Source organism: Actinomycetospora sp. CA-053990, from assembly GCF_050948445.1.
GTDB lineage: Bacteria > Actinomycetota > Actinomycetes > Mycobacteriales > Pseudonocardiaceae > Actinomycetospora > Actinomycetospora callitridis.
Genome location: NZ_CP192043.1, coordinates 3,238,121 through 3,262,548, shown reverse-complemented (window position 1 = coordinate 3,262,548; position 24,428 = coordinate 3,238,121). Strand labels below are relative to the sequence as shown.

Sequence of the window (24,428 nt, the reverse complement as noted above, 5' to 3'; positions counted from 1 at the left end):
GAACGCGCGGTTCGCTGCTTCTAGGCGCGCGAAGTCCCCGTTCGCATCGGCGCTACGGGTGCCGCCGGCGCCTCCAGCGCTTCCCAGGGACGCAGCGAGCGCTCGAAGAGCTCCCAGCAGCGGAGCTGGGCGAACCACGCACGGGCGACACGGAGGTCCTCTCGCGGCGTGTGCTCGCGGACCGGGCCGGTGGGCCAGGCGGCGTCGCGACCGGTGGGGTCGCCGGACGTGCGGGAGTCGGCGCCGTAGCGCGCGACGAGCAGGAGCCCGGCGACGACGAGGACGCCGAGCAGGGTGACCGTGAGGGCCATCGGGAGCTCCTAGAGATCGCAGTGAGCGGGACGTCCTCCACAGTGGCCCCCGGTGGCAGGTGATGCCACCGCCACTTCTGCTCAAGTGGCAGAGACAGTGGCAGAAGTGGCAGACTGCGGCCATGGACGTCCAGCTCGGTGCCGGGAGCCTCGCCCGCCTGCTCACCGGGTGGCGTGACGACGGCGGCACGGGCGCGAGTGCCCAGGCCGCGCTGGCGACCCGCGTCTCGTCCCTGCTCACCGACGGGCGGCTCGCCGCGGGGACGCGGGTGCCCAGCGAGCGCGAGCTCGCCGCGGCCCTGGGCATCGGGCGGGGCACGGTGGCCGCCGCCTACGAGCAGCTGCGCGAGGACGGCTACCTGGTGCGCCGCCGCGGCTCGGGCACCTGGACGGCCCTCCCGAGCGCGACACCGGCCGGGTCGGGCGGCGTCGTCCCGGCCGCCTTCGGCGGGGTCACGCCGACCCCGGCCGCCGGGTACACGCCGTTCGCGCCGATGGGCCCGGTGAGCGGATGGTCCCCGGGCCGCGACGTCATCGACCTCGCGCACGCCGCGCCGTGGGCGCCCATGGAGGCCGTGAGCGAGGCCGCGGCCCGCGCGCTGACCGAGCTGCCCGTGCACCTCGCGAGCACCGGCTACGACGTGCTCGGCCTCCCGGTGCTCCGCGAGGCCGTCGCGGCGCGCCTGAGCGCCCAGGGACTGCGCACCTCCGCCGACGAGGTCATGATCACCGCGGGCGCCCAGCACGCCCACGCCCTCGTCGCCCGCGCGCTCGTACGCCCCGGCGACCGCGTGCTCATGGAGCAGCCCACCTACCCCGGCGCCATCGACCTCGCCCGCCACGTCTCGGCACGCGCGGTCCCGGTGGCGATGGTGGAGCAGGACGGCGTCCACGGCTGGGACGTCGAGGCGATCGCGGCGGCGTTGCGGGCCGCCACACCGGCCGTCGGCTACCTCGTGCCCGACCACCAGAACCCCACCGGCGCCGTGATGGACGCCGAGACCCGGGCCGCAGTCGTGGCCGCCGCAGCGCGCCACGGCGTCCCGCTGGTCGTCGACGACTGCCTGCGCGAGATGTGGATCGACGCCCCCGGCCCGCCGCCGCTCGGCGCCTGGTCCACCGGCGGTGCCACCCCGGTGATCACCACGGGGTCGCTGTCGAAGACCGTGTGGGGCGGCCTGCGGATCGGCTGGCTGCGCGCCCCGCGGACCCTGCTGCAGCGGGTCGCGGCGGTGCGGGCGTCGGACGACATCTCGACCCCGGTGCTCGAGCAGCTCGTGGCCGTCGGGCTGCTCGAGAAGCTCGACGACCTCGTCGCGGACGGACGCCGGGTCCTGGCCCACCGTCGTGACCACCTGCGGGCGGCGCTCGCGCGGGCCGTCCCGGAGTGGCGGGCCCCGAAGCCCTCCGGGGGCTTCAGCCTCTGGGTCGACCTCGGCGCGCCCCGCTCCTCGGCCCTCGTCGACGCCGCCTCCCGTCACGGCGTCCTGCTCGCCGCCGGCCCCCGCTTCGCCACCGGCGGCGCCTTCGAGCAGTACCTCCGCCTGCCCTACACCCTCTCCACCGACGCCCTCGACGACGCCGTCGCGCGGCTCGCCCGGGCGTGGGAGTCGCTGGGGGTCGGCGCGGCCCCGTCGCTCACGACCGTCGTGTGAGGTCCTGCGACTCCTGCTCCCACGGCCGCAGACTGCGGTCGTAGGCCTCCCACAGGCGGCGGTGCGCCGCGACCCGGTGCGCCAGTTCGCCCAGCAGGACCGCGTCGCCCCGCACCGTGTGCGGCCGGCGGGTCACCGGCCAGGCCGGGTCGCGCCCGGTCGGATCCGCCTCGCTGCGCGTGTCCGCGCCGTAGCGCGCCACCGCGAGGAACCCCAGCACCAGCAGTACTCCCCAGAACGTGACCATCTCCGTCATCCCCTTCGCCGCTCTGCCGAACAGACACCATTCTCGAAGGCGGGAGCGCTGGACTCCATGGCGTTCTCACGGGGATAGTGGCCGGATGACGACGAGTTCGGAAGTACGGACGGGCCCGCGCCTGGAGAACGACAAGGTGCTCGACGAGACCAACCGCCGCATCCTCACGGAGCTCGCCGACGACCCCCGCCTGAGCATGTCGGCGCTCGGACGACGCGTCGGGATGTCGGCGCCCGCGGTCACCGAGCGGGTGCAGCGCCTCGAGCGCCTCGGGGTGATCCGGGGGTACCGGCTCGACGTCGACCCCGCGGCGCTGGGCTATCCCATCGCGGCCTGGGTCCGCGTCCGGCCCGCCCTGGGGCACGGGAAGATCGCCGAGCAGATCGCGGACCGGCAGCCCGAGGTCGTCGAGTGCCACAAGATCACCGGCGAGGACTGCCTGCTCATGCGCGTGCAGGTGCGCGACGTCGCCGACCTCGACCGGGTCCTCGAGGGCTGGCAGGAGCACGCCTCCACGGTCACCTCGGTCATCAAGAGCACTCCGGTCGAGCCGCGGAACATGGTGACCGTGGCCTGACACGGCGGGCCCGCAGGAGCATGATCAGAGATCCTGCTGGTCGTCGTGAGGAGTACCGAGATGTCCGAGCCGGGTTCCGCCACGGGCGCCGTCGTCGTCGGCGTGGACGGCAGCGACGGGTCGCGCGCCGCCCTCGAGTACGCGATGGACGAGGCCGCGCGCCGCGGCGTGCCGGTGCGGGCGATCATGGCCTACGCGGGCCCGGACGTCTGGTCGAGCGCCGAGGGCGTCATCCCCGACGCGCGCATCCTGCACGACGCGGCGGCGCGCGACGTGCGGGCTCTCGTCGACGAGGTGTCGGCGACGCGTGCCGCCCGGGGTGCCCCCGCGCCGCCCGTCGTCGAGGCCGACATCGCCATGGGCCCGGCGTCGACCGTCCTGATCCACCACTCCCGCGGCGCCGCGGTGCTCGTGGTGGGCCACCGGGGCCGCGGCGGGCTCGCCAGCCGGGTCATCGGCTCGGTCGGCCTCAGCGCCGTCATCCACGCCGAGTGCACCGTGGTCGTGGTGCGCGACTGAGTCAGCGCACGACCACGTCCACCACCACCGGGCCCGTCGAGCGCAGGGCCTCGATGAGGGCGGGCGCGAGCTCGTCGGGACGCTCGACGCGCACCCCCGGGACGCCCTGGCCGGCCGCGAGGGCGACGAAGTCGAGCCCCGGGAGCGCGGTGCCCACCGGCTTGCTGATCCCGAAGTGCTCGGCGAACTGGTCGAGGGCGCGGTAGCGGGCGTTGTGCACCACGACGACGGTCAGCGGGACACCCTGCTGCGCCGCCGACCACAGCGCCTGGATCCCGTACATCGCCGAGCCGTCCCCGACCAGCGCCACGACCCGCTCGCCACGACCCATCGCCATCCCCACCGCGGCGGGCAGGCCGTGCCCCAGCCCGCCGCTGGCGCAGGTGAAGAAGCTCGCCGGGCGGTCGAAGGGCAGGTGGTCGTGCATCGGCCCGCGGGTCGCCGGGGCCTCCTCGACGACCACGGAGTCGGCCGGCCGGAGGTCCGCGAGGGTCTGGAGCAGCAGCTCCTCGGTGATGCCCTCGTCCTCGGCCTCCACCCGCGCGACGGCCGCTCGTGGCGCCGGGAGGGGGCGCTCCGGCGGCGGCGGCCCCGCGAGCAGGGCGTGCACCCCGTGGCGCACGCCGGTGACGATCGAGGTGCCCACCGGCGTCCAGGCCGCGTGCGCCGGGTCGTCGGTGAGCTGCACCAGCGTCGTGCCCTCGGGCACGGCGGTGTCGCCCTCCACCACCCCCTCGGTGTGGAACGGGAACACCGGCGCACCGAGCACCAGCACGAGGTCGTGCTCGCCCAGCGCCGCCCGGATGCCGTCGTGCGCGGCCGGGAGGAAGCCGCCGAAGAGCCGGTGGCGCTCGGGGAACCCGCAGCGCGGCGACATCGGAGCGGCGTACACGCGGGCGGCGTGCCGCTCGGCGAGGGCGACGACGTCGTCGAAGGCGCCGTCACGGTCCACCTCGCCGCCGACGACGAACGCGGGCGCGCTCGCGGCGGCCAGGTGGTCCGCGACGTGGGCGAGCGCGTCGGGGTCGCCCGCCACCGAGCCGACGACCCGGTGGGCGGAGACCTCGCCGGCGGGCCGGTCCCAGTCGTCGACCGGCACCGACACGAGCACCGGCCCGCACGGCGGCGTGGACGCCACGTGGATCGCGCGGGCCAGGGTGGCGGGGACGTCGGCGGCCCGGGCCGGCTCGCGCGAGAACTTCACGTAGGGCTCGCCGAACTCGGCCGGGCGCTCGGCGAACAGGAACGGCTCCCCCACCAGCAGCGACCGCGCCTGCTGGCCCGCGACGACCACCAGGGGCGTGCGGTTGCGGAAGGCGGTGAAGACGTTGCCCAGCCCGTGACCCACCCCGGCGGCCGAGTGCAGGTTCACCAGACCCGGACGGCCGGTGGCCTGCGCGAACCCGTCGGCCATGGCGACCGCCACCGACTCCTGCAGCGCGAGCGCGTAGCGGAAGTCGTCCGGGAAGTCCCGGAACATCGGCAGCTCCGTGGAGCCCGGGTTCCCGAAGATCGTCGTGATGCCGTGCTCGCGCAGCACCGCGAGCGAGGCCTCCCGGACCGTGGTCACGGCTCGTCGACGAGGTCGCCCGCCAGGTACTCCTGGTACGCGGCGAGGTCGAGCAGGCCGTGGCCGCAGTAGTTGAAGAGGATCACCCGCTCCTCGTTCAACCGCGTGGCCTCGGCCGCCTCCTGGATCACCGACGCGATCCCGTGGCCCGCCTCCGGGGCCGGGATCTTGCCCTCGACGCGCGCGAACAGGACGTTGGCCTCGAACACCGCGCGCTGCTTGTGCGCCACCGCCTCCATCCGGCCCTCGTGCACCAGCTTGGAGATGATCGGCGAGTCGCCGTGGTAGCGCAGCCCGCCCGCGTGGATGCCGGGCGGCACGAAGTCGTGGCCGAGCGTGTACATGTTCATCAGCGGCGTCAGGCCCGCCGTGTCGCCGAAGTCGTACTCGTAGGTGCCCTTCGTCAGCGTCGGGCACGACGCGGGCTCGGCGGCGAGCAGGCGCACCGAGGGGTCGGGCAGGAACGGCAGCGCGACGCCACCGAGGTTCGAGCCGCCGCCGCACGGGGCGATGACGACGTCCGGGCGGGTCTCCCCCGCGTTCGCCAGCTGCTGCTGGGCCTCGAGGCCGATGATCGTCTGGTGCAGCAGCACGTGGTTGAGCACGGAGCCCAGCGCGTAGTGGGTGTCGTCGCGGCCGACGGCATCGCGCACCGCGTCGGAGATCGCGGCGCCGAGCGAGCCGGGGTGCGACGGGTCGTCGATCGGTGACGGGACGACGCTGCCGCCCCAGGTCTCCATGATCACCTTGCGGTAGGGCTTCTGCTCGAAGCTCTTGCGCACCATGTAGACCGCGCACTCGAGGTCGTACTGCGCGCACGCGAAGGCCAGCGCCGTGCCCCACTGGCCCGCGCCCGTCTCGGTGGCCAGGCGCGTGATGCCCTCGCGGGCGTTGTAGAACGCCTGCGGCACGGCCGAGTTCGGCTTGTGCGAGCCCGCGGGCGACACGGACTCGTCCTTGAAGTAGATCCGGGCCGGCGTGCCCAGCGCGGCCTCGAGGCGACGGGCGCGCACCAGCGGCGTCGGCCTCCACAGGCGCAGGACGTCGAGGACCTCGCCGGGGATGTCGATCCACGGGTCGGCCGACATCTCCTGGCCGATCAGCTCCTGGGCGAACAGCGGAGCCAGGTCGTCCGGGCCGACCGGCTCACGCGTCGCCGGGTGGAGCGGGGGATCCAGGGGCGTCGCGAGATGCGGCGCGACGTTGAACCACGCCGTCGGGAGCTCGGACTGAGCGAGCGCGAACCGTGTGTCGAGAGCCGGGGCCACCATGCCCCGGATGCTCTCAGCTCTCGCCGCGTCGCGCGCGGAGCTTGGCCAGCGCCTCGTCGAGGAGGGCCTCACCGTCGGCGTCGGAGCGGCGCTCCTTCACGTAGGCGAGGTGCGTCTTGTAGGGCTCCGTGCGCTTCGCGGGCGGGGGGTTCTTCTCGTCGGTGTTGGCCGGCAGGCCGCAGCGCGGGCAGTCCCAGCTCGAGGGGATCTCCGCGTCGACCGCGAACGACGGGCGCGTCTCGTGCCCGTTCGAGCACCAGAAGGAGATCACGGTGCGCGCCGCGCTCTCCCCGCGCTCGGACTCCCCCATCGGACCCGAGCCCACCCGGGTGCCTCGGATCGCGTTGCCAGTCGCCATCGCCGGAGTACCTCCGCGTCCAGGGGCGGCCCGGCCGAATGACCGAGGCCGCCCGTCAGCCTTCGATCTTGACGAGCAGCCCCGTACCGACGATGGAGATCAGCCAGATGGCACCCACGAAGAGGGTGAGCCGGTCGAGGTTCTTCTCCACGACGCTCGACCCGGCGAGGCTGGACTGCACCCCGCCGCCGAACAGCGACGACAGCCCGCCCCCGCGCCCGCGGTGCAGCAGCACCAACAGCACCAGCAGCAGGCTGGACGCGATGAGCAGGATGTCGAGGAACAGTCGCATGTCGGTGTCCGTGACCTCCGGGTGCCGACCCCGTCCGGGGCCGGACGGGGCTCTGACCGTCCCCGACGTGCGGGATCGGTGCCTGGAGAGGACGATACCCCGCCCTCGTGACGACTCCGTCATGACCCTGCGACGGAACGACTCAGGGCAGGGGGCCGCCCGCGGCGAGGGCGCAGAGCTCCGCGAAGCCCTCGGGGTCGAGGCTGGCGCCGCCGACGAGGGCGCCGTCGACGTCGTCGGACTTCACGAGGTCGGCGACGTTGTTCGACTTCACCGAGCCGCCGTAGAGGATGCGCACGCTGTCGGCGACGGTCGCGCCGTGCACCTCGCGGATCCGCTCGCGCAGGGCGTGGCACACCTCCTGGGCGTCCGCGACGCCGGCGGTCTTGCCGGTGCCGATCGCCCAGACCGGCTCGTAGGCCAGCACGATCTTCGCGACGTCGGCGGCCGTGAGGCCGTCCAGTGCCGCGTCGAGCTGACCGGTGCAGTGCGGCACGTGGGTGCCCGCGTCGCGGACCTCCTCGCCCTCCCCCAGGCACAGGATCGGGGTCAGGCCGTGCCGCAGCGCCGCGCGGACCTTGCGGTTGACGAGCGCGTCGTCCTCGCCGTGGATCGTGCGCCGCTCGGAGTGCCCGACGACCACCCACGTGCAGCCGAGCTTCGCCAGCATCGCGCCGGAGACGTCACCGGTGAACGCGCCGGAGTCCTCGGGCGAGAGGTCCTGGCCGCCGTAGGTGATCGGCATCGAGTCGGCGTCGACGAGGGTCTGCACGCTGCGCAGGTCGGTGAACGGCGGGAGCACCGCCACGTCGACGACGTCGTAGTACTTGCCGGGCAGGGCGAAGGCGAGCTTCTGGGTGACGCCGATGGCCTCGAGGTGGTTGAGGTTCATCTTCCAGTTGCCCGCGATGAGCGGCTTGCGGGCCATGTCAGCTCTCCTCGAGGACGGCGATGCCGGGCAGGACGTGGCCCTCGAGGAACTCGAGCGACGCGCCTCCCCCGGTGGAGATGTGGCCGAAGCGCACCTCGTCGAGGCCCGCCGCACGGATCGCGGAGGCGGAGTCGCCGCCCCCGATGACGCTGAAGGCGGGCGAGTCGGCCACGGCCTCGGCGACGCCGGTGGTGCCCGCCGCGAACGGCGCCATCTCGAACACGCCCATCGGGCCGTTCCAGAACACCGTGGCGGCGTCGGCGAGCTTCTCGCCGAACAGGCGGACCGTCTCGCTCCCGACGTCGAGGCCCAGCCAGCCGTCGGGGATCTCCGACACCGGCACCGTGCGGGTGTTCGCGTCGGCCGCGAACGCGTCGGCGACGACGACGTCGACCGGCAGCACGAGCGTGTCGGGGTACTGCGCGAGCAGCTCCCGGCAGGTGTCGAGCTGGTCGGACTCGAACTTGGAGTCGCCCACGCCCTTGCCCTCGGCGGCCAGGAACGTGAAGCACATCGCCCCGCCGACCAGCAGCGTGTCGACCTTCGGCAGCAGGTTGGTCAGCACCGCGAGCTTGTCGGAGACCTTCGAGCCGCCGAGGATCACCGCGTACGGCCGGGCCGGGTCGCCGGTGAGCCGCCGCAGCACCTCGGTCTCGCGGGCGACGAGGTCGCCGCCGTAGGCCGGGAGCTTGCGCGCGATCTCGACCACCGAGGCCTGCTCGCGGTGCACGACGCCGAACCCGTCGGAGACGAAGGCGCTGGGCCGATCCGGATCCTGGCTGGGCACGAGCTCGGCGAGCTCCGTCGCGAGCTGCTCGCGCTCGCCCTCGGTGCCCGTCTCGCGCGGGTCGCAGCGCACGTTCGCGAGCAGCGCGACGCCTCCGGAGCGCAGCCCCTCGGCCACGCCGCGGGCCGACAGCCCCACCACGTCCTGCGCCAGCGACACCCGCTGGTCGAGCAGCTGGCCCAGACGCCCCGCGACCGGCGAGAGCGAGGACACCGGGTCACGGCCGGGCGGCTCGCCGCCCTTCGGCCGCCCGAGGTGGGCCATGACGAGGACCTTGGCCCCGGCCGCGGCGAGCTTCGTGATCGTCGGCAGCGCCGCGCGGATGCGGCCGTCGTCGGTGATGGTGAAGCCGTCGAGGGGCACGTTGAAGTCCGCGCGCAGCAGGACGAACCGGTCCTGCACCCCGTCGGCGATCAGGTCGTCGACTGTCCGCATCAGAGCTTGGAGCCCACGAGCGTGGTCAGGTCGACGACGCGGTTGGAGTAGCCCCACTCGTTGTCGTACCAACCGACGATCTTGACGCTGCGGTTGCCGAGCACCTTGGTCATGCCGGCGTCGAAGGTGCACGACGCGGCCTCGCCGACGATGTCGGTGGAGACGATCGGGTCCTCGGTGTAGACGAGGACGCCCTCGAGCTCGCCCTCGGCCGCCTCCTTGAACGCGGCGTTGATCGCCTCGACGGTGACGTCGCTGTTCAGGGTGGCCGTCAGGTCGGTGACCGAGCCGTCGCTGACCGGCACGCGGTAGGCCATGCCGGTGACCTTGCCCTCGAGCGCGGGCAGCGCCAGCGCCGTGGCCTCGGCCGCGCCGCTGGTGGTCGGGATGATGTTCACGGCGGCGGCGCGGGCCCGGCGCAGGTCCTTGTGCGGCGCGTCGTGCACGCGCTGGTCGCCGGTGTAGGCGTGGATCGTCGACATGAAGCCGGTCTCCACGCCGAACTTGTCGTTGAGCACCTTGAGCATCGGCGCGACGCAGTTCGTGGTGCACGAGGCGTTGGACAGGATGTTCTGGCTGCCGTCGTAGGACGAGTCGTTGATGCCCATGACGACGGTCAGGTCCTCGCCCTTGGCGGGCGCGGAGATGACGACCTTCTTGGCGCCGGCCTTGAGGTGCTTCCCGGCCGAGTCGGCGTCGGTGAAGATCCCGGAGGACTCGATGACGACGTCGACGCCGAGGTCGCCCCACGGCAGCGCGGCCGGGTCCTTCTCGGCGTAGGCCTTCACCTCGGTGCCGTTGACGATCAGCGCGTCGTCGGAGTACTCGACGGTGCCGTCGAAGCGGCCGTGCACCGAGTCGTAGCGCAGCAGGTGCGCCAGCGTCTTGTTGTCGGTGATGTCGTTGACCGCGAGCACCTCGATGTCGGCGGTGCCCGCCGCACGCTGCTTCTCCAGGGCACGGAACACGTTCCGCCCGATGCGACCGAACCCGTTGATCCCGATGCGGATCGTCACTGCGCCTCGCCCTACCTCTCGTGAGTCGGCCGTTCCCGTCCAGTTCCCCGTGGGGGTGCCACCCTAACGAACACGGCCGTGCTGTCCGGGTCGCGCGAACGACGTCACGTGCCCGGTCAGTGGTCCGCCAGCTCCGCCATCTCCTCGGTGACCACCGAGGACGTGTCGGGCACGCGCATGTCCTTGGCCTTCTTGTCGGCCATGGCCAGGAGGCGCCGTATCCGCCCGGCCACCGCGTCCTTGGTCATCGGGGGTTCCGCCAGCTGGCCGAGCTCCTCCAGCGAGGCCTGCTCGTGCTCCACCCGCAGGCGCCCGGCCTGCACCAGGTGGTCGGGCACCTCGTCACCGAGCAGCTCCAGCGCCCGGTTGACGCGCGCCGTCGCCGTGACGGCCGCCTTCACCGAGCGGCGCAGGTTGGCGTCGTCGAAGTTCGCGAGCCGGTTCGCGGTCGCGCGCACCTCGCGTCGCATCCGGCGCTCCTCCCACGCCAGCACCGAGGTGTGGGCGCCGAGGCGGGTCAGCAGCGCGCCGATGGCGTCACCGTCGCGGACGACGACGCGGTCGGCCCCACGGACCTCGCGGGCCTTGGCGACCACGCCGAGCCGACGGGCCGCGCCGACCAGCGCCATCGCGGCCTCCATGCCCGGGCACGTGATCTCCAGGGCGGACGAGCGACCGGGCTCGGTGAGCGAACCGTGGGCGAGGAACGCCCCGCGCCACGCGGCCTCGGCGTCGCAGACGCCCCCGGAGACGACCTGGGGCGGCAGCCCGCGCACGGGACGGCCGCGCGGGTCGAGGAGCCCGGTCTGGCGGGCCAGGGAGTCGCCGTCGGCGGCGACGCGCACGACGTAGCGGGTGCCCTTGCGCAGTCCACCCTGGGAGAGCACGTGGACCTCGGGGCCGTGCCCGTAGAGGTCGTGGATCTCCCCGCGCAGGCGGCGGGCGCCGGAGCCGGTGTCGAGCTCGGCCTCGACGACGACGCGGCCGGCGACGATGTGCAGCCCGCCGCCGAAGCGCAGCAGGGCGGCCACCTCGGCGCGCCGGCAGCACGTCTTGGTCACCGCGAGCCTGCTGAGTTCGTCCTTGACCGCTGCGGTCATGGCCACCTTCGGTCCTCCTCCTGGTGGGGGCGGGCGGGGTCGGCACCGGGCGCGACGGCGGCAGGGCTGCCGTTCGTCCCGCCGGTCCGGGCCGGGCCCAGGGGGTCGCGATGATCGACCCGATGGTGGGCGGCCTTGGCGAGTGCCTCGGCCAGCGCCTCGGGGTGGTGCCGGGGACTGCCGTCGGGCGCGCCGACGGAGGTGAGGAGCGTGTCCGCGCCGAAGGCCTCGGCCCCGCGGCGCAGCAGGTCGGGCGCCGGGACCGCGTCGGTGTCGGCCACCACGACGTCCAGGCGCAGGCGCGGCGCGTGCGCGGCGAGCACCTCGAGGTGCTGCTCGGGCGAGAACCCGGCGGTCTCGCCCGGCTGCGGCGCGAGGTTGAGGACGAGGACCTTGCGGGCCTCGCTCTCGACCAGGGCGTTGAGCAGCTCCGGGACGAGCAGGTGGGGCAGGACGCTCGAGAACCACGAGCCCGGCCCCAGGGTGATGACGTCCGCGGAGCGCAGGGCGTCGCACGCCTCCGGGCACGCCCGCGGCCGGCGCGGGTCGAGCCGCACGTGCTGCACCCGCCCGGGCGTGGTGGCGACGGCGACCTGCCCGCGGATCCGGTGGGCGACGTCGCGTCCCTGGTCGCCGCCCTCGGGGCCGAAGATGCCGGTGACGTCGGCCTCGATGTCCACCGGCTGCGTGCTCATGGGCAGCACCCGCCCCGACACCCCGAGCAGGCGGCACGCCTGGTCGAGGGCCGCCACCGGGTCGTCGAGGACCTCCAGCAGGCCGGCGAGCAGCAGGTTGCCGACGGCGTGGCCGGCGAGCGCCCCGTGCCCGCCGTAGCGGTGCTCGAAGACCCGCTGCCACAGCGTGTTCTCGGGGCCGGGGTTCTCCTGGCCGGCCAGCGCACCGAGCGCCATCCGCAGGTCGCCCAGCGGCAGGATGTCCAGCTCGCGCCGGATCCGCCCGGACGAGCCGCCGTCGTCGGCGACCACCACGACGGCGGTGATGTCGTCGGTCAGGCGTCGCAGCGCCGTGAGCGTCGCGTGCAGCCCGTGGCCCCCTCCGAGGGCGACGGCCTTCACTCGCGCCCCACGTCGCGGTGCGACACCGTGACCCGCACGCCGTCCTGGCCGGCCATGCGCCTCGCGAGCTCCTCGGCGACGGCGACGCTGCGGTGCTTGCCGCCGGTGCAGCCCACCGCGACCGTCAGGTAGCGCTTGCCCTCGCGCCGGTAGCCGGCGCCGACGAGGCGCAGCAGCTCCAGGTAGCGGTCGAGGAACTCCTCGGCACCCTCCTGCGAGAGCACGTAGTCGCGGACCTCGGCCTCGCGCCCGTCGTGCTCGCGCAGCTCGGGGATCCAGTGCGGGTTGGGCAGGAAGCGCATGTCGACGACGAGGTCGGCGTCCGGCGGCAGCCCGTGCTTGTAGCCGAACGACACGACGGTGACGCTGTGCCCGACGTCCGCGGCGTGGTCGCCGAAGGCGCTCTCGATCGCCGCGCGCAGCTGGTGCACCGAGCGGTTCGAGGTGTCGACGACGAGGTCGGCCAGGTCGTGCAGCGGCGAGAGCAGCTCGCGCTCCGCGGCGATGCCGTCGGAGAGGCGCCCGTCGCCCTGCAGCGGGTGCGAGCGGCGGTTGGCCTCGAACCGGCGGATCAGCACGGCGTCCGACGCGTCGAGGAACAGCACGCGGGGCCGGTCGCCGCGCGCGTCCAGCTCCTTGATCACCGCGCCGAGGTCGGCGGTGAAGGCGCGGCTGCGCACGTCCATGACCACGGCGATGCGCGTGACCTGCCCCGACGAGCGGGTGCCCAGGTCCACCATCGTCTCGATCAGCTCCGGCGGGAGGTTGTCGACGACGAACCAGCCGAGGTCCTCGAGCACCTTGGCCGCGGTGCTGCGGCCCGCCCCGGACAGGCCGGAGACGATCGCGACCTCGATCCCGCCGGTGCGCACCGGTACCTCCGAGCGCCCCGTCATGTCGTTCCCCCGTCCGTCAGCGCCGACAGGATGGCCTCGGCGGTGCGGCGGCCGACGCCGGGCACCTCCATGACGTCCTCGACCGACGCGGCCCGCAGTTTCTTGACCGACCCGAAGTGCTTGAGCACCGCGGTGCGCCGGGCCTCGCCGAGCCCGGGCACCCCGTCCAGCGCGGACGCCGTCATCCGCGACGACCGCTTCTGGCGGTGGTAGGTGATCGCGAAGCGGTGCGCCTCGTCGCGCACGCGCTGGAGCAGGTAGAGCGCCTCGCTCTGGCGCGGAAGGATCGCCGGGTCCTCCTCGCCGGGCAGCCAGACCTCCTCGAGGCGCTTGGCCAGCCCGACCACGGCGACGTCGGTGACGCCGAGGTCGCCCAGGACCTCGGCCGCGGCGGCGACCTGCGGGGCGCCACCGTCGACCACCAGCAGGTTCGGCGGGTAGGCGAACTTCCGCGGGCGTCCGGTCGTCGGGTCGATGCCGGGAAGAGGCCCGTCGAGCTCCTCGGGCGCGATCTCCCCCGACGCCGGCGCGCCGTCGCTGGTCTCACCGGAGCACGCCGTGTCGGTGTGGTCGGGGGCCTCCTCGGCGGTCTCGCGGAGGTAGCGGGAGAACCGACGGCGCACCACCTCGGCGATCGCCGCGACGTCGCCGCCCTCCGCGCCGCCGCGGATCGAGTAGCGCCGGTAGTCGGCCTTCTTCGCCAGCCCGTCCTCGAAGACCACCAGGCTCGCGACGACGTCGGAGCCCTGGACGTGCGAGACGTCGGTGCACTCGATGCGCAGCGGCGCGGTGTCGAGGCCGAGCTGCTCCTGGAGCTCCTCGAGCGCCGCGCTGCGGGCCGTGAGGTCGCCGGCGCGGCGGAGCTTGTGCCGGGTCAGCTCCTCGCGGGCGTTGCGCTCGACGGTCTCGGCGAGGGTGCGCTTGTCGCCGCGCTGGGCCACGCGCAGCGACACCCGCGAGCCGCGCAGGTCGGAGAGCCACTGGGTCAGCGCCTGCGCATCGGCGGGCATCGCCGGGACGAGCACCTCGCGCGGCACCGGCTGCACGGCGTCGTCCGCGGAGCCTGCGAGGGCGGCCTGCTCGCCGTAGAACTGCGCGAGGAACTGACCGACCAGGCTCTCGAGGTCGCTGTCCGCCTCGGTCTCGACCACCCACCCGCGCTGGCCCCGGACCCGCCCGCCGCGGACGTGGAACACCTGGACCGCGGCCTCGAGCTCGTCGGTGGCGAAGGCGACGACGTCGGCGTCGGTGCCGTCGCCGAGCACCACCGCCTGCTTCTCGACGACCCGCTTCAACGCACCCGCGTCGTCACGCAGCCGCGCGGCCTTCTCGAAGTCCATGTCGGCCGCGGCGACCTGCATGTCCTTCTCGATGCGGCCGATCAGCTGGTCGGTGTGGCCGGCGAGGAAGTCGCAGAAGTCGAGGACGATCTGCCGGTGCTCCTCGGCGTCGACGCGCCCGACGCAGGGCGCCGAGCACTTGTCGATGTAGCCGAGCATGCACGGGCGCCCGATCTGGCCGTGGCGCTTGAACACCCCGCTCGAGCACACCCGTGCCGGGAACACCCGCGTCAGGAGCTTGACCGTCTCGCGGATCGCCCACGCGTGGGCGTACGGGCCGAAGTACCGCACGCCCTTCTTCCTGGGCCCCCGGTAGACCCGGAGCTGCGGGTACTCCTCGTTCAGCGTCACCGCGAGCACCGGGTAGGTCTTGTCGTCCCGGTAGCGGACGTTGAACCGCGGGTCGTACTCCTTGATCCAGTTGTACTCGAGCTGGAGGGCCTCGACCTCGGTGTGCACCACCGTCCACTGGACGGCCGCGGCGGTGGTGACCATCCGGCGGGTCCGGGGGTGCAGCCCCGCCACGTCGGCGAAGTAGGAGTTGAGCCGGCTGCGCAGGTTCTTGGCCTTGCCGACGTAGATGACGCGCCCGTTCTCGTCCGAGAACCGGTACACGCCGGGCGCTTCCGGGATGGTCCCGGTGGCGGGTCGGTACGTCTGCGGGTCGGCCATGATGGCACCAGCGTAGGCGCGTCCGTCCGGAGCTTCGGCGTGCACCCAGATGGGTGGAATCGGCGTGTCGCACGGCGTGTCGCGGCGTGTCGGTCTGGCGCCGCGCCGTGACCGCCTCACCGCGACCCGGTGCGCCTCCGCCGTTCCAGCGCCTCGCGCCCCGCCCGCGCGTCCGTCAGGTCGCTCGCGCGTCGGTGCAGCTCGTTGCCCATCGCCGCCACCCACCGCGCCACCACGAGCAGCTCCCCGTCCGAGAACGGCGCCTGCCGGGCCTGCACGTCGTCGAGCAGCGCCTGCCACGACAGGTGGTCCCTCGGCGCGACGAGGTGACCCACCACGACCTTGCGACGGTTGTCGGGGTCGCGCCACCGCGCGACCCGGCCCGCCTTCTCGAGCCCGTCGACGACCGCCGTCGCCGCGCCCGGACTGAGACCGAGCCTCTCGGCGAGCGCCGTCATCGGCATCCCCCGTGGCCGGTCGACGATCTGCAGGCACGCCAGCTCGACCTCCCGGAGACCCAGGCGCCTCGCCATCTCGTGGTGGTGGCGCCGCAGGGCGACCGCGAGGTCGTGGACCAGGGCCGTCGCCACCCACGTCCGATCGTCCACCCGGTCCTCCCCCGCTCCGACGGCCGACGCTACGAGGGAAGGCCTCCGGGCGGGGGTGGGTTCGTGGAAGTCGATCCTTCGGAAATCGAAGCGTCGCCGGGGTACGTGCCGCGGGTGTCGGAGGGACGGAGAGCCCGGCTCGATCCCGCTGACGACGATTCGAAAATCGAAGCGTCGCGGGCGGGGTGGACGCCGGCCCGGCGAGGTCAGGCGCGGACCAGCGCTGCGCCCTCGGCCATCGCCTGCAACTTCATCTCCGCCACCTGCGCGCCGACGCGGCCGAAGCCGACGAAGGTGCCGAAGCCGCAGTCGGTGCTCGCGATGACGCGGTCGGGGCCGACGACGCCGGCCACGCGCTCGAGGCGCTGGGCGATGAGGCGGGGGTGCTCGACGATGTTGTTGAGGGTGTCGACGACGCCGGGCAGCAGGACCTTGTCGTCCGGGATGCCGAGCGACGACAGCACCTCCCACTCGTGCTCGTGGCGGGGGTTGGCCGCCTCGAAGGAGATCATCGTGGGGCGGCCGGCGAGCACGGGTGGGAGCAGCTCGGCGAGCGGGGCGTCGAGGTGGTGCGGGCCCTCGTAGTTGCCCCAGCACATGTGCAGGCGCACCCGCGAGCCGTCGATCCCCTCGAGCGCGCGGTCGATCGCGGCCATGTGGCGCTCGGCGAACGCGACGAGCCCGCGGCGCCGGACCTCGTCGCGGCACCAGAACTCGGTGTGCGCGGCCATCGGGATGTCCGGGCAGTCGAGCTGGAGGATCAGGCCCGCGTCGACGATCGCGCGGTACTCCTGCGCCATCGCGTCGGCGAGCGCGTCGAGGTAGCTGTCGTAGTCGGGGTAGTGCAGGTTCGGGCTGCCGGTCGAGATGCAGCCGGGCGACGCGGCCGGGAGGAACGCGCCCCCGTCGGCGGAGTGCCCGGTCTTGTCCAGCGCGAGGCGCAGGGTGTCGATGTCACGCTGCACGGCGGCGGCGCCCACGTAGCTCACCGGGCCCTCGCAGTTCGCCGGCATGATGTGCGCGCCGGCCTCCCCGCCGTACTGCGCGATCGCCAGCTCGGGGGTCGCCTCGAGGTCGTCGATGCTCCACGGCGGCGCTTGGCCCCCGAAGCCGTCGAGGCGCTCACGGACGTAGTTGACGAAGCCGGGCTTGCCCATCTCGCCGTCGGAGACGACGTCGATCCCCGCGCCGTGCTGCATCGCCACGACGTCGTGGACGGCGTCGGTGACCGCGGCCTCGAGCTGGGAGGTCTCGCCCTTGCCCTCCTGGTGCAGGTACATCAGCCGGGTCAGGGTCTCGGGCCGCGGCAGGCTGCCGACATGGGTGGTCCGCACGGTCATCGCGTCGGTTCCTGTTCTCTCGGTCGGGCGGAGGGGGCCCCGGTGAAGGCGTCGGCGCTGAAACCCTCGAGGGCGGCGATCTGCGTCAGCACCGTCAGCCGGTCCGGGCGCGGGATGGACGGGTCGAGCTGCTGGTAGACGTTGAGCACGTTCTGGGCGAGGCGGCCGTGCTCGGGCAGGTCGGCGAACTTCCCGAGCTCGATCGAGGCGATCGCGTCGTCGACGTCCATACCGTCCTCGAACCGCCGGCGCGCCTGGGCCTCCACCGAGACCAGGTACTCCCGCATCACCGAGACCTCGGGCTTGCCGCTGATCGGACCGTGGCCGGGGACGATCGTGTCCACCTCGAGGTCGAGGATGAGGTCGAGCGCGGCGATCCAGCGGTCGATCGGGCCCGCCCACGCGATCGGGGTGCCGCCGACGAACAGGATGTCGCCGGCGTAGAGCAGCCGGGCGTCCGGCACGTGGACGAGCGCGTCGCCGGGGGTGTGCGCGGGTCCGACCTGGATCAGCCGGACCTCGCGGCCGCCGACGTCGACGCTCTCCTCGCCGGTGAACGTCCGGTCCGGCCCGGTCGCGGTGATGCCCTCGAGCTCGAAGGGCCCGAAGATGTGCCGGGCGAACTCGCCGAGCGCGCCGTCCAGGTGCTTGACCTTCGCGACGGTGTCGAGGGCCTCCTGCGTCATCAGCTCGGCGGCCGCTGCGGAGGCGAGGATCTCGACGTCCCGCGAGGCGACGAGCTCGTTGCCGTTGACGTGGTCGGGATCCGAGTGGGTGTTCACCAGCGTCCCGAGGGGGTGCGCGTCGGTGACCGGCCGGATGCCGTCGAGCATCTCCCGGGTCAGCGGGAGGTCGAACAGCGTGTCGACCATCAGTGAGGTGCCCGACCCCGTGACCAGGCCGGAGTTGCTCCAGCCCCAGCTGCCGTCGGGCTGCAACCAGGCGTGGCAGCCCTGGCCGAGGTCGTGGAGTCCCCTGCGGTAGTCCTGGGTGCTCATGCCGGGTCGTCCTCTCGGGGTGCTCTCGCGGGTCAGAAGCCGGTGCGCAGACGCGTGACCGGCGGGGCGGGGCGGACGACCTGACGGGTCTCCCCCAGCGCCTCCGACGCCAGGGAGACGACGTCGCCCGGCTGAAGCCAGCCCGTGAACGCGGCGGGGTCGGTGGTGTCGACGTGCTCGAGCAGGCATCCGCCGGGCACGGTGCCCGAGCCGATCACGTCGCCGGGCCGCAGGTCGGTGCCGCGCGACAGGAACGCGAGCAGCTCGCCGAAGCTCCAGTCCATGCCGGCCAGGAAGCCCTTGGCGATCCGGCGGTCGTTGACCGTCGCCGTGACCTCGAACGTGAACCCCTGCTCGCCGCGGTGGGGCTCGAGCTCGTCCACCGTGACGAGCGCCGGCCCGAGCGTGATCGCGCTGTCCTTGGCCTTGCCCATGCCGATGCCCTGCGCCATGTCGCGCATCTGGTGGTCGCGCGCGGTCCAGTCGTTGAAGAACGTGTAGCCGACGATGTGGCCCTCGGCGGAGTCCGGGTGCAGGTCACGCCCGCCGCGACCGATCACCGCGCCGATCTCGAGCTCGAGGTCGAAGAGCCCGGAGCCGGGAGCGATCGGGACGTCGTCGTACGGGCCGATCACCGCCGCGGGGTTGCCGAAGTAGAACGCCGGCGTCTCGGTCCACACCGGCGCGAGGTCGGTGGGCCGGCCGAGCGCCCGGTAGCAGCCGCGCAGGTGCTCCAGGAAGCACAGGCCGTCGCGCACCGAGGGCGGCCGCGGGATCGGGGCGAGCAGCCGCACGTCGTCGAGGGCCCGGACCTCGGCCGGGTCGCTGCGCGCCGCGGCGCCGGCCTCGGCGAGCCGCTCGCCGTCGTCACCCAGGAGCCCCAGGAGCGTCGTTCCGGCCGCGAGGCCGCGGACCGTGTCGCCGTCGCGGAGCCCGGCCCGCTCGCCGTCCCCCGCGTCGTAGGTGACCCATCGCACGCCCGATCGCCTCCTCGCGATGCCGGGACGAAGCTGGACCCAGGTCCAGCTTCCTGGTGCAACCTAGGTCACACCCGTGGGTGGGGACAAGACCCGGGTCCAGCTTCGTGGGGTCACGGGTGTGCTCTACTGATCGCGATGGACGCGCGAGCCGCGGGGACGGTGTCGGCCGGGCAGCCGGCGGGGCAGGAGCCTGTCGTCGGGTTCCCGCCGGTGAGCACCCGGGCCCGCAAGCGCGAGGAGCGTCGCGACCGCGTCTACGAGGCCGCGATCGGCCTGTTCGTGGCGCAGGGCTTCGACGCGACCTCGATGGAGGACATCGCCGCCCGCGCGGGTCTCGCCCGCGCCACGGTGTTCAACCACTTCGCCCGCAAGGGGCTCTTCCTCGAGGAGTGGGCGCTGCGACGGCGCCAGCGCGCGGCGCGGGCGACGAGCCGGTTCGACCCCTCGGTGCTGCCGCTGCGCGAGGTGCTCGAGCGGTACTTCGCGGCGCTCGCCGCGGTGAACCTCGAGACGAGGACCGAGACCAAGGCGATGATGCCGGCGTCGCTGAAGAGCAACGACGTGTTCCTCGACCACGTCCTGGCCAAGGACCTCGCCGCGCTGGTGGAGGCGAGCGGGGCGACGCTGCGCCCGCCGTCGGACCCGGCGCGGGTCGGGCGGCTCCTGGCGCTGGGCTACTACTCGGCCGTCGTCCGGTGGATCGACGCCGAGCCCGCCCCGTTCCGGCTGGACGAGGAGCTCTCCGCCGTCCTGGAGGCGGTGCTCGGGGGCGCGCTGGCGTCCTGAGGCGCCGGCGTCCCGAGGCTCAGGGCGTCGCGTCCAGGGGCGCCGGGTCGGACGGCCGGCGCCCGAGGACCTCGGTGAAGTAGGCCTCGAGGTCGGTGGGCTGCCCGGCGGCGTCGAGACGCGGGTGCTCCCGACGCCCGGCGGCCGCGTCCTCGACGGCGTCCTCGACGAGCACCCACTCCTCGGAGCCGACGACGAGGTAGCCGCGCAGCGAGCCGTGCCATGGCCGGCGCCATTGCAGGTAGGTCAGGTCGGTGCCGTCGATCTCCTGGACCTCGACCCGGTTGCCGAGCCACGACATGTCACTCATGGGGTTCTCCCTCCACGGGCTCACGGGAAGGGAGCGTCGTCGATCCCGCGTTCCGTACTTCAGGGTTTACCCACTCGGCCCTGGGCGACAGTCGTGGCGACGGTTAGGTCACGCACACTCCGTCAGCGGGTGTCGAGCACGACGTAGCCCTCGGCGACGCGGTCCGCGCCGAAGCCGGCGGCCTTGGCCTGCACCCGGCCCCACGCCCACATGCGTCCGCGCAGGTCCTCCATGTGCGCCGTCTGGCTCTTGTGCGCGCGCAGGGCCTCGACCTTGCGCTCGAAGGCGTCGGTGGTGTCGACGTAGTGGTCGGCGCCCTCGCCCATGTGCGAGATCCACACCTCGGACACGGTGTGGGCGTCGAGCCCCTCCTCGGCCAGGAGCTCGGGGTGGGCGAACGGGTTGCGGGCGTCGGGGTAGACCGCGCACATCGCGGCCTCGCCGACGGCGGTGTGGTCGGGGTGGCTGCCGTACATCGAGCGCAGGTTGCGCGTCGGCGACTGCGTGACGACCCGGTCCGGGCGGACCTTGCGGATCACCCTCGCGAGATCGCGCCGCAGCTCGTGGGTGACGTAGACGCGACCGTCGGGCCAGCCGAGGAAGTGCAGGTCGCTCACGCCGAGGATCTCCGCTGCCGCGCCCTGCTCGTCGCGGCGCAGGGTGGCCATGTCGGGACGGCTGATGCCCTCGTCGAACCCACCGGCGTCGCCGTCGGTGACGAGGCAGTACTCGACGCGGTGTCCCTCGCTCGTCCAGGTGGCGACGGACCCGCCGCTGCCGAAGTCGATGTCGTCGGGGTGGGCGACGATCATCAGGATCGTCAGCGCCTCGGCGGGATCGGACTGCTCGGGCTCCACCCCGATCAACCTACCCGTCCGGCGCGGCGAGGCGCCGGTAGAGCGGGCGGAGCACCTCACGCGCGTCGACCCCCTCCACGTCGAGCGGCGGCAGCTCGTCGAGCAGGGCCTCCGGGTCGGGCCGCAGACGGGTCGTGCGCTCGGGTTGGGCGGGCACCGGGACGCCCGGGCCGTGGAAGCGGTCGAGCAGGTCCTCGAGGGCCGTCGGGGTGCCCGCGCCCGCGTCGCGGCGGTCGCGCAGCGCCGCGAGCAGGGTCGCCCGGTCGCGGCCGCGCCAGCGCAGCAGCGCGAACGGGTCGACGTCGAACTCCTCGGCCGCCAGGTACGCGACGGCCGCGAGGTGCTTGCACGGCACCGACCAGTCGGGGCACGAACAGTCCATCGGCAGCTCGCCCGACCCCTGGGGGAAGAGCGAGAGGCCCACGCCGGCGAGGACGGCCTCGAGGTCGTCGGGCACCTCGCCGGCGAGCAGGGCCGCGGCGTACCAGGAGTCGGCGGCCAGCGCGTCGAGCACGGCCTCCCAGGCCTCGTCGGCGAAGGGCCGCAGCCCGATCCGGGCACGGTAGGGCTCGTCGCGGCTGCCCTGCACGGAGGCGGTGATCGCGCCGGGCTCGATCGCGAGGTCGACGACCTGCCCGGCCCGGGCGTAGGTCTTGCCGCGGTCGAGGCGCCCGCCGACGCCCAGCTGCGTCAGCACGGCGAGGAAGCGCCCCGACCACCAGGACTCCCCGATCGCGCCCCGGCGGCTGCGGGCGACCAGGCCGTCCTCGACGGGCTTGCGCTTGCCGTAGTCGGCGTAGCTCTCGGGGAACCGCTCCGAGAACCGGGGCCCGGAGCGGGTCTCACGCACCATCGTCGTCGTCCTCCTCCCCCGGTTCGGGCTCGTCGGGCTCCGCGTCCAGGCGGAGCACCTTCGCGAGGTCGTCGGTGGACAGGTCGGCCAGCCAGTCCTCGCCGTCGCGCACCGCGAGGTCGGCCAGCGCGCGCTTGCCGGCGATGAGGTCGTCGATGCGCTCCTCCAGCGTCCCCGCGGTGACGAGCTTGCGGACGCCGACGGTGCGCTTCTGCCCGATGCGGTAGGCCCGGTCGGTGGCCTGGTCCTCGACGGCGGGGTTCCACCAGCGGTCGAGGTGCACGATGTGCTGGGCGGCGGTCAGCGTGATCCCGGTGCCGCCGGCGCGCAGCGAGAGCAGGAACACGGAAGGGCCCCCGTCACCCTGGAACCGCTCCACCATCGTGTCCCGCGCCTTCCGGCTGACCCCGCCGTGCAGCCACACCACCTCGGTGTCGAAGCGGGCGGCCAGGTGCGGGGCGAGCATGTCCCCGAACGCCGCGTACTGGGTGAACAGCAGCGCCTTGTCCCCCGCGGCCAGGACCTCGGCGAGGATCTCCTCCAGCCGCGCGATCTTCCCCGACCGCCGCCCGATCGGGGAGCCGTCGTGCAGCAGCAGCGCGGGGTGGTTGCAGACCTGCTTGAGCTTGGTCATCGCCGCGAGCACCCGGCCGCGGCGCTCGATCCCCGGCTTCACGTCGTCGATCGTGTCGAGCATCTGGTCGACGACGACGCGGTAGAGCGAGGCCTGCTCGCCCGTCAGCCCGCAGCGCTCGATGGTCTCGATCTTGTCCGGCAGGTCGTCGACGACCGTCGGATCGGTCTTGAGCCGGCGGAGGAGGAAGGGTCGCGTGCGCCGGCGCAGGTCCTCGGCCACGTCGGTGCGACCGTGGCGCTCGACGGGGACGGCGTAGCGCTCGCGGAACGCCGAGGCGGTGCCGAGCATGCCGGGGTTGACCGCGTCCATGATCGACCACAGCTCGGCGAGCCGGTTCTCGACGGGCGTGCCGGTCAGCGCGAGGCGGTGCTCGGCGTCGAGGCGGCGGACGGCCTTAGCGCCGCGCGAGCGGTTGTTCTTGACCATCTGGGCCTCGTCGAGGACGACGCGGTGCCAGGCGACGCCCGCGAGGGCCTCGGAGTCGCGGACCAGCGTGCCGTACGAGGTGACGACGAGGTCGGCGTCCGCGGCGGCGGCGGCGGGGTCGGTGCGCCCGGCGCCGTGGTGCACGGCCACGCGCAGGTCGGGGACGAAGCGCTCGGCCTCCCGCCGCCACGTGGAGACCACCGAGGTGGGGCAGACGAGCAGGGTCGGGCCGGGTGCGGCGCCCGCGCCGCGCTCGTGGCTCTCCAGCGCCAGGACCTGCAGCGTCTTGCCCAGGCCCATGTCGTCGGCGAGGACGCCGCCGAGGCCGAGGCGGGCGAGGAACGCGAGCCACGAGAGCCCGCGGCGCTGGTAGGGCCGCAGCGTGGCGTGCACGCCGGGCGGGTCGTCGAGCGGCTCGAGGGAGGCCCCGCCGGCGAGGAGGTCGCCGAGCGCCCCGTCGAGGCGCAGCTCCTCCACGGGCAGCGGCGCGGGGACGTCGTCGGGGTGCGTGACGGCGAGGTGCAGGACGTCGCCGACGCTCGGGTGGTCCCGGCGTTCGGCGAGGAAGGCGAGGCCGTCGCGCAGCCGGTCGGGGTCGACGGCGACCCAGCGCCCCCGTAGGCGCACCAGCGGCGCCTTCGCCCGCACGAGCGCGTCCATCTCGTCGTCCGACAGGGCCTCGCCGTCGACCGCGAGGCGCCAGGAGAAGTCGACGAGGTCGTCACGGCGGAGCCGGGCGCTGGTGGTCACGACGCCCTCGGGCCCCTCGGCCTGCCCGGCGCCGACGAGCCCGAGGCGCGCCGGCCCGCCGCGCCAGCCCGCGGGCAGCAGGACCCCGAAGCCGGCGCGGTCGAGGTCGGCGGCGACGTGGGCGAGGAAGTGGTGCGCGCCGGCGAGGTCGAGGTCCATGCCGGTGGGCCGCGGGGTGCGCAGCGCGTCGCCGATCTCGGGGTAGACGCGCGCGGCGCGGCCGAGCTCGCCGAGCAGCAGGTCGGCCGGGTCGTCGAGCCAGCGGCGCAGCGCGGTGGGGTCGCGCCAGACGGTGCCGGCGTCGACGGTGAGGCTGGGGTCCTGGGCCGACTGCACGGCGAAGGTCAGCCGGAACACGGGCTCGGGGTCCTCGACGGCGTGCCCCAGGTGGTCGACCACCACCTCGTCGAGCCGGAACGACGCCCGCGCCGGGCCGGCGTGCGGCGCGCCGACGACGGCCCAGCGCCGCAGCCCGGCGAGCAGGGTCGCGGGCGGGGAGGTCCCGCCCAGCACGGGCTCGGCGCTCAGCGCGCTGCGCCCAGTCCGGGGCCGACGCCAGCTCCTCGCTGCCCGTGATGCCGGCGCGCGTGGGCGTCGACGGCGGCGGCGAGGGCGGCCTCGACGACGGCGGCCGCGGTCGGCGGGTCCTCGCCGGGCACGCGCTCGCACCGGCACACCGGCGGCAGCGCGGCGGCGAGGGTGTCCGCGGCGACGAGGTCAGGGCCCTGGAGGACGGGGTGCCAGACGAGGCCGTGCCCTCCCCCGCCTCGTCCGGCGCGGGCAGGACGCGTCCCCGGGCGATCAGGTCGGTGGCCAGCGCG

Annotated in this window: 26 protein-coding genes; 4 read left to right on the top strand and 22 right to left on the bottom strand. The window is 74.1% G+C overall.

The annotated features are described in order from the left end of the window. Nucleotides 1–20: 20 nt before the first annotated feature. Complete coding sequence (locus tag ACQPYN_RS16855; protein WP_433024981.1) at nucleotides 21–311, bottom strand: hypothetical protein; 291 nt, start codon at nucleotides 309–311, stop codon at nucleotides 21–23. Nucleotides 312–433: 122 nt separating this feature from the next. Here ACQPYN_RS16855 and ACQPYN_RS16850 point away from each other — a divergent pair, with 122 nt between their 5' ends. After that, nucleotides 434–1,966, top strand: coding sequence for a PLP-dependent aminotransferase family protein (locus tag ACQPYN_RS16850; RefSeq protein ID WP_433024978.1), 1,533 nt, complete (start codon nucleotides 434–436; stop codon nucleotides 1,964–1,966). Here the strand turns inward: ACQPYN_RS16850 and ACQPYN_RS16845 are convergent. After that, on the bottom strand, nucleotides 1,950–2,222 hold the full coding sequence (locus ACQPYN_RS16845; protein WP_433024975.1) for a hypothetical protein: 273 nt from the start codon (nucleotides 2,220–2,222) through the stop codon (nucleotides 1,950–1,952). The genes ACQPYN_RS16850 and ACQPYN_RS16845 overlap by 17 nt on opposite strands. Nucleotides 2,223–2,307: 85 nt before the next feature. Between ACQPYN_RS16845 and ACQPYN_RS16840 the strand changes: the two genes are divergently transcribed. Beyond that, nucleotides 2,308–2,799: an Lrp/AsnC family transcriptional regulator gene (locus ACQPYN_RS16840; RefSeq protein WP_433024972.1), complete on the top strand. Its 492-nt coding sequence runs from the start codon at nucleotides 2,308–2,310 to the stop codon at nucleotides 2,797–2,799. A gap of 60 nt (nucleotides 2,800–2,859) precedes the next feature. After that, the gene (locus ACQPYN_RS16835) at nucleotides 2,860–3,318 is read left to right on the top strand and encodes a universal stress protein (protein ID WP_274194922.1); all 459 of its coding nucleotides are present in this window, start codon (nucleotides 2,860–2,862) and stop codon (nucleotides 3,316–3,318) included. 1 nt (nucleotide 3,319) lies between these two features. Here the strand turns inward: ACQPYN_RS16835 and mdlC are convergent, their stop codons facing one another. From mdlC to ACQPYN_RS16760, 15 genes are all read right to left on the bottom strand, one after another. Then, nucleotides 3,320–4,888, bottom strand: coding sequence for a benzoylformate decarboxylase (gene mdlC, locus ACQPYN_RS16830; protein ID WP_433024968.1), 1,569 nt, complete (start codon nucleotides 4,886–4,888; stop codon nucleotides 3,320–3,322). Continuing rightward, nucleotides 4,885–6,159 (bottom strand): TrpB-like pyridoxal phosphate-dependent enzyme, encoded by a 1,275-nt coding sequence (locus ACQPYN_RS16825; RefSeq protein WP_433024965.1) that lies wholly within the window; start codon nucleotides 6,157–6,159, stop codon nucleotides 4,885–4,887. The genes mdlC and ACQPYN_RS16825 overlap by 4 nt, the downstream gene beginning before the upstream one ends. A 13-nt stretch (nucleotides 6,160–6,172) precedes the next feature. Continuing rightward, nucleotides 6,173–6,517, bottom strand: coding sequence for an RNA polymerase-binding protein RbpA (locus tag ACQPYN_RS16820; protein WP_274186695.1), 345 nt, complete (start codon nucleotides 6,515–6,517; stop codon nucleotides 6,173–6,175). Between the two features lie 55 nt (nucleotides 6,518–6,572). Beyond that, on the bottom strand, nucleotides 6,573–6,809 hold the full coding sequence (gene secG / locus ACQPYN_RS16815; protein WP_274186696.1) for a preprotein translocase subunit SecG: 237 nt from the start codon (nucleotides 6,807–6,809) through the stop codon (nucleotides 6,573–6,575). 142 nt (nucleotides 6,810–6,951) lie between these two features. Continuing rightward, nucleotides 6,952–7,737 (bottom strand): triose-phosphate isomerase, encoded by a 786-nt coding sequence (tpiA, locus tag ACQPYN_RS16810; RefSeq protein WP_433024961.1) that lies wholly within the window; start codon nucleotides 7,735–7,737, stop codon nucleotides 6,952–6,954. A 1-nt stretch (nucleotide 7,738) separates the two neighbouring features. Continuing rightward, on the bottom strand, nucleotides 7,739–8,962 hold the full coding sequence (locus tag ACQPYN_RS16805; RefSeq protein ID WP_433024958.1) for a phosphoglycerate kinase: 1,224 nt from the start codon (nucleotides 8,960–8,962) through the stop codon (nucleotides 7,739–7,741). Further along, entirely contained in the window at nucleotides 8,962–9,978 is a 1,017-nt protein-coding gene (gene gap / locus ACQPYN_RS16800) for a type I glyceraldehyde-3-phosphate dehydrogenase (RefSeq protein ID WP_433024955.1), read from the bottom strand. Before gap ends, ACQPYN_RS16805 begins: the two co-directional genes overlap by 1 nt. 116 nt (nucleotides 9,979–10,094) lie before the next feature. After that, nucleotides 10,095–11,084 (bottom strand): DNA-binding protein WhiA, encoded by a 990-nt coding sequence (gene whiA, locus ACQPYN_RS16795; RefSeq protein WP_433024952.1) that lies wholly within the window; start codon nucleotides 11,082–11,084, stop codon nucleotides 10,095–10,097. Continuing rightward, nucleotides 11,075–12,154, bottom strand: a complete 1,080-nt coding sequence (locus ACQPYN_RS16790; protein WP_433024949.1) for a gluconeogenesis factor YvcK family protein — start codon at nucleotides 12,152–12,154, stop codon at nucleotides 11,075–11,077. The genes whiA and ACQPYN_RS16790 overlap by 10 nt, the downstream gene beginning before the upstream one ends. After that, complete coding sequence (gene rapZ / locus ACQPYN_RS16785; RefSeq protein ID WP_433024946.1) at nucleotides 12,151–13,050, bottom strand: RNase adapter RapZ; 900 nt, start codon at nucleotides 13,048–13,050, stop codon at nucleotides 12,151–12,153. Before rapZ ends, ACQPYN_RS16790 begins: the two co-directional genes overlap by 4 nt. Further along, nucleotides 13,047–15,062, bottom strand: a complete 2,016-nt coding sequence (gene uvrC / locus ACQPYN_RS16780; protein WP_433024943.1) for an excinuclease ABC subunit UvrC — start codon at nucleotides 15,060–15,062, stop codon at nucleotides 13,047–13,049. Before uvrC ends, rapZ begins: the two co-directional genes overlap by 4 nt. Before the next feature lie 116 nt (nucleotides 15,063–15,178). Next, the gene (locus ACQPYN_RS16775) at nucleotides 15,179–15,670 is read right to left on the bottom strand and encodes a MarR family winged helix-turn-helix transcriptional regulator (RefSeq protein WP_433024940.1); all 492 of its coding nucleotides are present in this window, start codon (nucleotides 15,668–15,670) and stop codon (nucleotides 15,179–15,181) included. 206 nt (nucleotides 15,671–15,876) lie between these two features. Next, nucleotides 15,877–17,010 carry a cobalamin-independent methionine synthase II family protein gene (locus tag ACQPYN_RS16770; RefSeq protein ID WP_433024937.1) on the bottom strand — a complete coding sequence of 378 codons (1,134 nt, stop codon included), beginning with the start codon at nucleotides 17,008–17,010 and terminating at the stop codon, nucleotides 15,877–15,879. Continuing rightward, nucleotides 17,007–18,008 carry an MBL fold metallo-hydrolase gene (locus tag ACQPYN_RS16765; RefSeq protein WP_433024934.1) on the bottom strand — a complete coding sequence of 334 codons (1,002 nt, stop codon included), beginning with the start codon at nucleotides 18,006–18,008 and terminating at the stop codon, nucleotides 17,007–17,009. The genes ACQPYN_RS16770 and ACQPYN_RS16765 overlap by 4 nt, the downstream gene beginning before the upstream one ends. A gap of 32 nt (nucleotides 18,009–18,040) precedes the next feature. Then, nucleotides 18,041–18,985, bottom strand: a complete 945-nt coding sequence (locus ACQPYN_RS16760) for a fumarylacetoacetate hydrolase family protein (protein WP_433024931.1) — start codon at nucleotides 18,983–18,985, stop codon at nucleotides 18,041–18,043. Nucleotides 18,986–19,123: 138 nt separating this feature from the next. On the opposite strand from ACQPYN_RS16760, the gene ACQPYN_RS16755 reads away from it, so the two are divergent. Next, entirely contained in the window at nucleotides 19,124–19,774 is a 651-nt protein-coding gene (locus ACQPYN_RS16755) for a TetR/AcrR family transcriptional regulator (RefSeq protein WP_433024928.1), read from the top strand. A 19-nt stretch (nucleotides 19,775–19,793) separates the two neighbouring features. Here the strand turns inward: ACQPYN_RS16755 and ACQPYN_RS16750 are convergent, their stop codons facing one another. From ACQPYN_RS16750 to ACQPYN_RS16730, 5 genes are all read right to left on the bottom strand, one after another. After that, entirely contained in the window at nucleotides 19,794–20,084 is a 291-nt protein-coding gene (locus tag ACQPYN_RS16750) for a hypothetical protein (RefSeq protein WP_433024925.1), read from the bottom strand. Nucleotides 20,085–20,206: 122 nt separating this feature from the next. Beyond that, on the bottom strand, nucleotides 20,207–20,941 hold the full coding sequence (locus ACQPYN_RS16745; RefSeq protein ID WP_433024922.1) for a PIG-L deacetylase family protein: 735 nt from the start codon (nucleotides 20,939–20,941) through the stop codon (nucleotides 20,207–20,209). Nucleotides 20,942–20,951: 10 nt separating this feature from the next. Then, the gene (locus tag ACQPYN_RS16740; protein WP_433024919.1) at nucleotides 20,952–21,794 is read right to left on the bottom strand and encodes an SWIM zinc finger family protein; all 843 of its coding nucleotides are present in this window, start codon (nucleotides 21,792–21,794) and stop codon (nucleotides 20,952–20,954) included. Next, nucleotides 21,784–24,120 carry a DEAD/DEAH box helicase gene (locus ACQPYN_RS16735; protein WP_433024916.1) on the bottom strand — a complete coding sequence of 779 codons (2,337 nt, stop codon included), beginning with the start codon at nucleotides 24,118–24,120 and terminating at the stop codon, nucleotides 21,784–21,786. Before ACQPYN_RS16735 ends, ACQPYN_RS16740 begins: the two co-directional genes overlap by 11 nt. Before the next feature lie 11 nt (nucleotides 24,121–24,131). Further along, nucleotides 24,132–24,266, bottom strand: coding sequence for a hypothetical protein (locus ACQPYN_RS16730; RefSeq protein ID WP_433024913.1), 135 nt, complete (start codon nucleotides 24,264–24,266; stop codon nucleotides 24,132–24,134). Nucleotides 24,267–24,428: the final 162 nt, after the last annotated feature.

What these genes read in the sequence shown, in the direction of transcription:
- ACQPYN_RS16755 (WP_433024928.1), top strand. Translation starts at nt 19,124, where the DNA reads ATGGACGCGCGAGCCGCGGGGACGGTGTCGGCCGGGCAGCCGGCGGGG.
- ACQPYN_RS16835 (WP_274194922.1), top strand. Translation starts at nt 2,860, where the DNA reads ATGTCCGAGCCGGGTTCCGCCACGGGCGCCGTCGTCGTCGGCGTGGAC.
- ACQPYN_RS16840 (WP_433024972.1), top strand. Translation starts at nt 2,308, where the DNA reads ATGACGACGAGTTCGGAAGTACGGACGGGCCCGCGCCTGGAGAACGAC.
- secG (WP_274186696.1), bottom strand. Translation starts at nt 6,809, where the DNA reads ATGCGACTGTTCCTCGACATCCTGCTCATCGCGTCCAGCCTGCTGCTG.
- ACQPYN_RS16770 (WP_433024937.1), bottom strand. Translation starts at nt 17,010, where the DNA reads ATGACCGTGCGGACCACCCATGTCGGCAGCCTGCCGCGGCCCGAGACC.
- uvrC (WP_433024943.1), bottom strand. Translation starts at nt 15,062, where the DNA reads ATGGCCGACCCGCAGACGTACCGACCCGCCACCGGGACCATCCCGGAA.
- ACQPYN_RS16820 (WP_274186695.1), bottom strand. Translation starts at nt 6,517, where the DNA reads ATGGCGACTGGCAACGCGATCCGAGGCACCCGGGTGGGCTCGGGTCCG.
- ACQPYN_RS16805 (WP_433024958.1), bottom strand. Translation starts at nt 8,962, where the DNA reads ATGCGGACAGTCGACGACCTGATCGCCGACGGGGTGCAGGACCGGTTC.
- tpiA (WP_433024961.1), bottom strand. Translation starts at nt 7,737, where the DNA reads ATGGCCCGCAAGCCGCTCATCGCGGGCAACTGGAAGATGAACCTCAAC.
- ACQPYN_RS16825 (WP_433024965.1), bottom strand. Translation starts at nt 6,159, where the DNA reads ATGGTGGCCCCGGCTCTCGACACACGGTTCGCGCTCGCTCAGTCCGAG.
- ACQPYN_RS16750 (WP_433024925.1), bottom strand. Translation starts at nt 20,084, where the DNA reads ATGAGTGACATGTCGTGGCTCGGCAACCGGGTCGAGGTCCAGGAGATC.
- ACQPYN_RS16740 (WP_433024919.1), bottom strand. Translation starts at nt 21,794, where the DNA reads ATGGTGCGTGAGACCCGCTCCGGGCCCCGGTTCTCGGAGCGGTTCCCC.
- ACQPYN_RS16845 (WP_433024975.1), bottom strand. Translation starts at nt 2,222, where the DNA reads ATGACGGAGATGGTCACGTTCTGGGGAGTACTGCTGGTGCTGGGGTTC.
- ACQPYN_RS16765 (WP_433024934.1), bottom strand. Translation starts at nt 18,008, where the DNA reads ATGAGCACCCAGGACTACCGCAGGGGACTCCACGACCTCGGCCAGGGC.
- ACQPYN_RS16855 (WP_433024981.1), bottom strand. Translation starts at nt 311, where the DNA reads ATGGCCCTCACGGTCACCCTGCTCGGCGTCCTCGTCGTCGCCGGGCTC.
- ACQPYN_RS16850 (WP_433024978.1), top strand. Translation starts at nt 434, where the DNA reads ATGGACGTCCAGCTCGGTGCCGGGAGCCTCGCCCGCCTGCTCACCGGG.
- rapZ (WP_433024946.1), bottom strand. Translation starts at nt 13,050, where the DNA reads ATGACGGGGCGCTCGGAGGTACCGGTGCGCACCGGCGGGATCGAGGTC.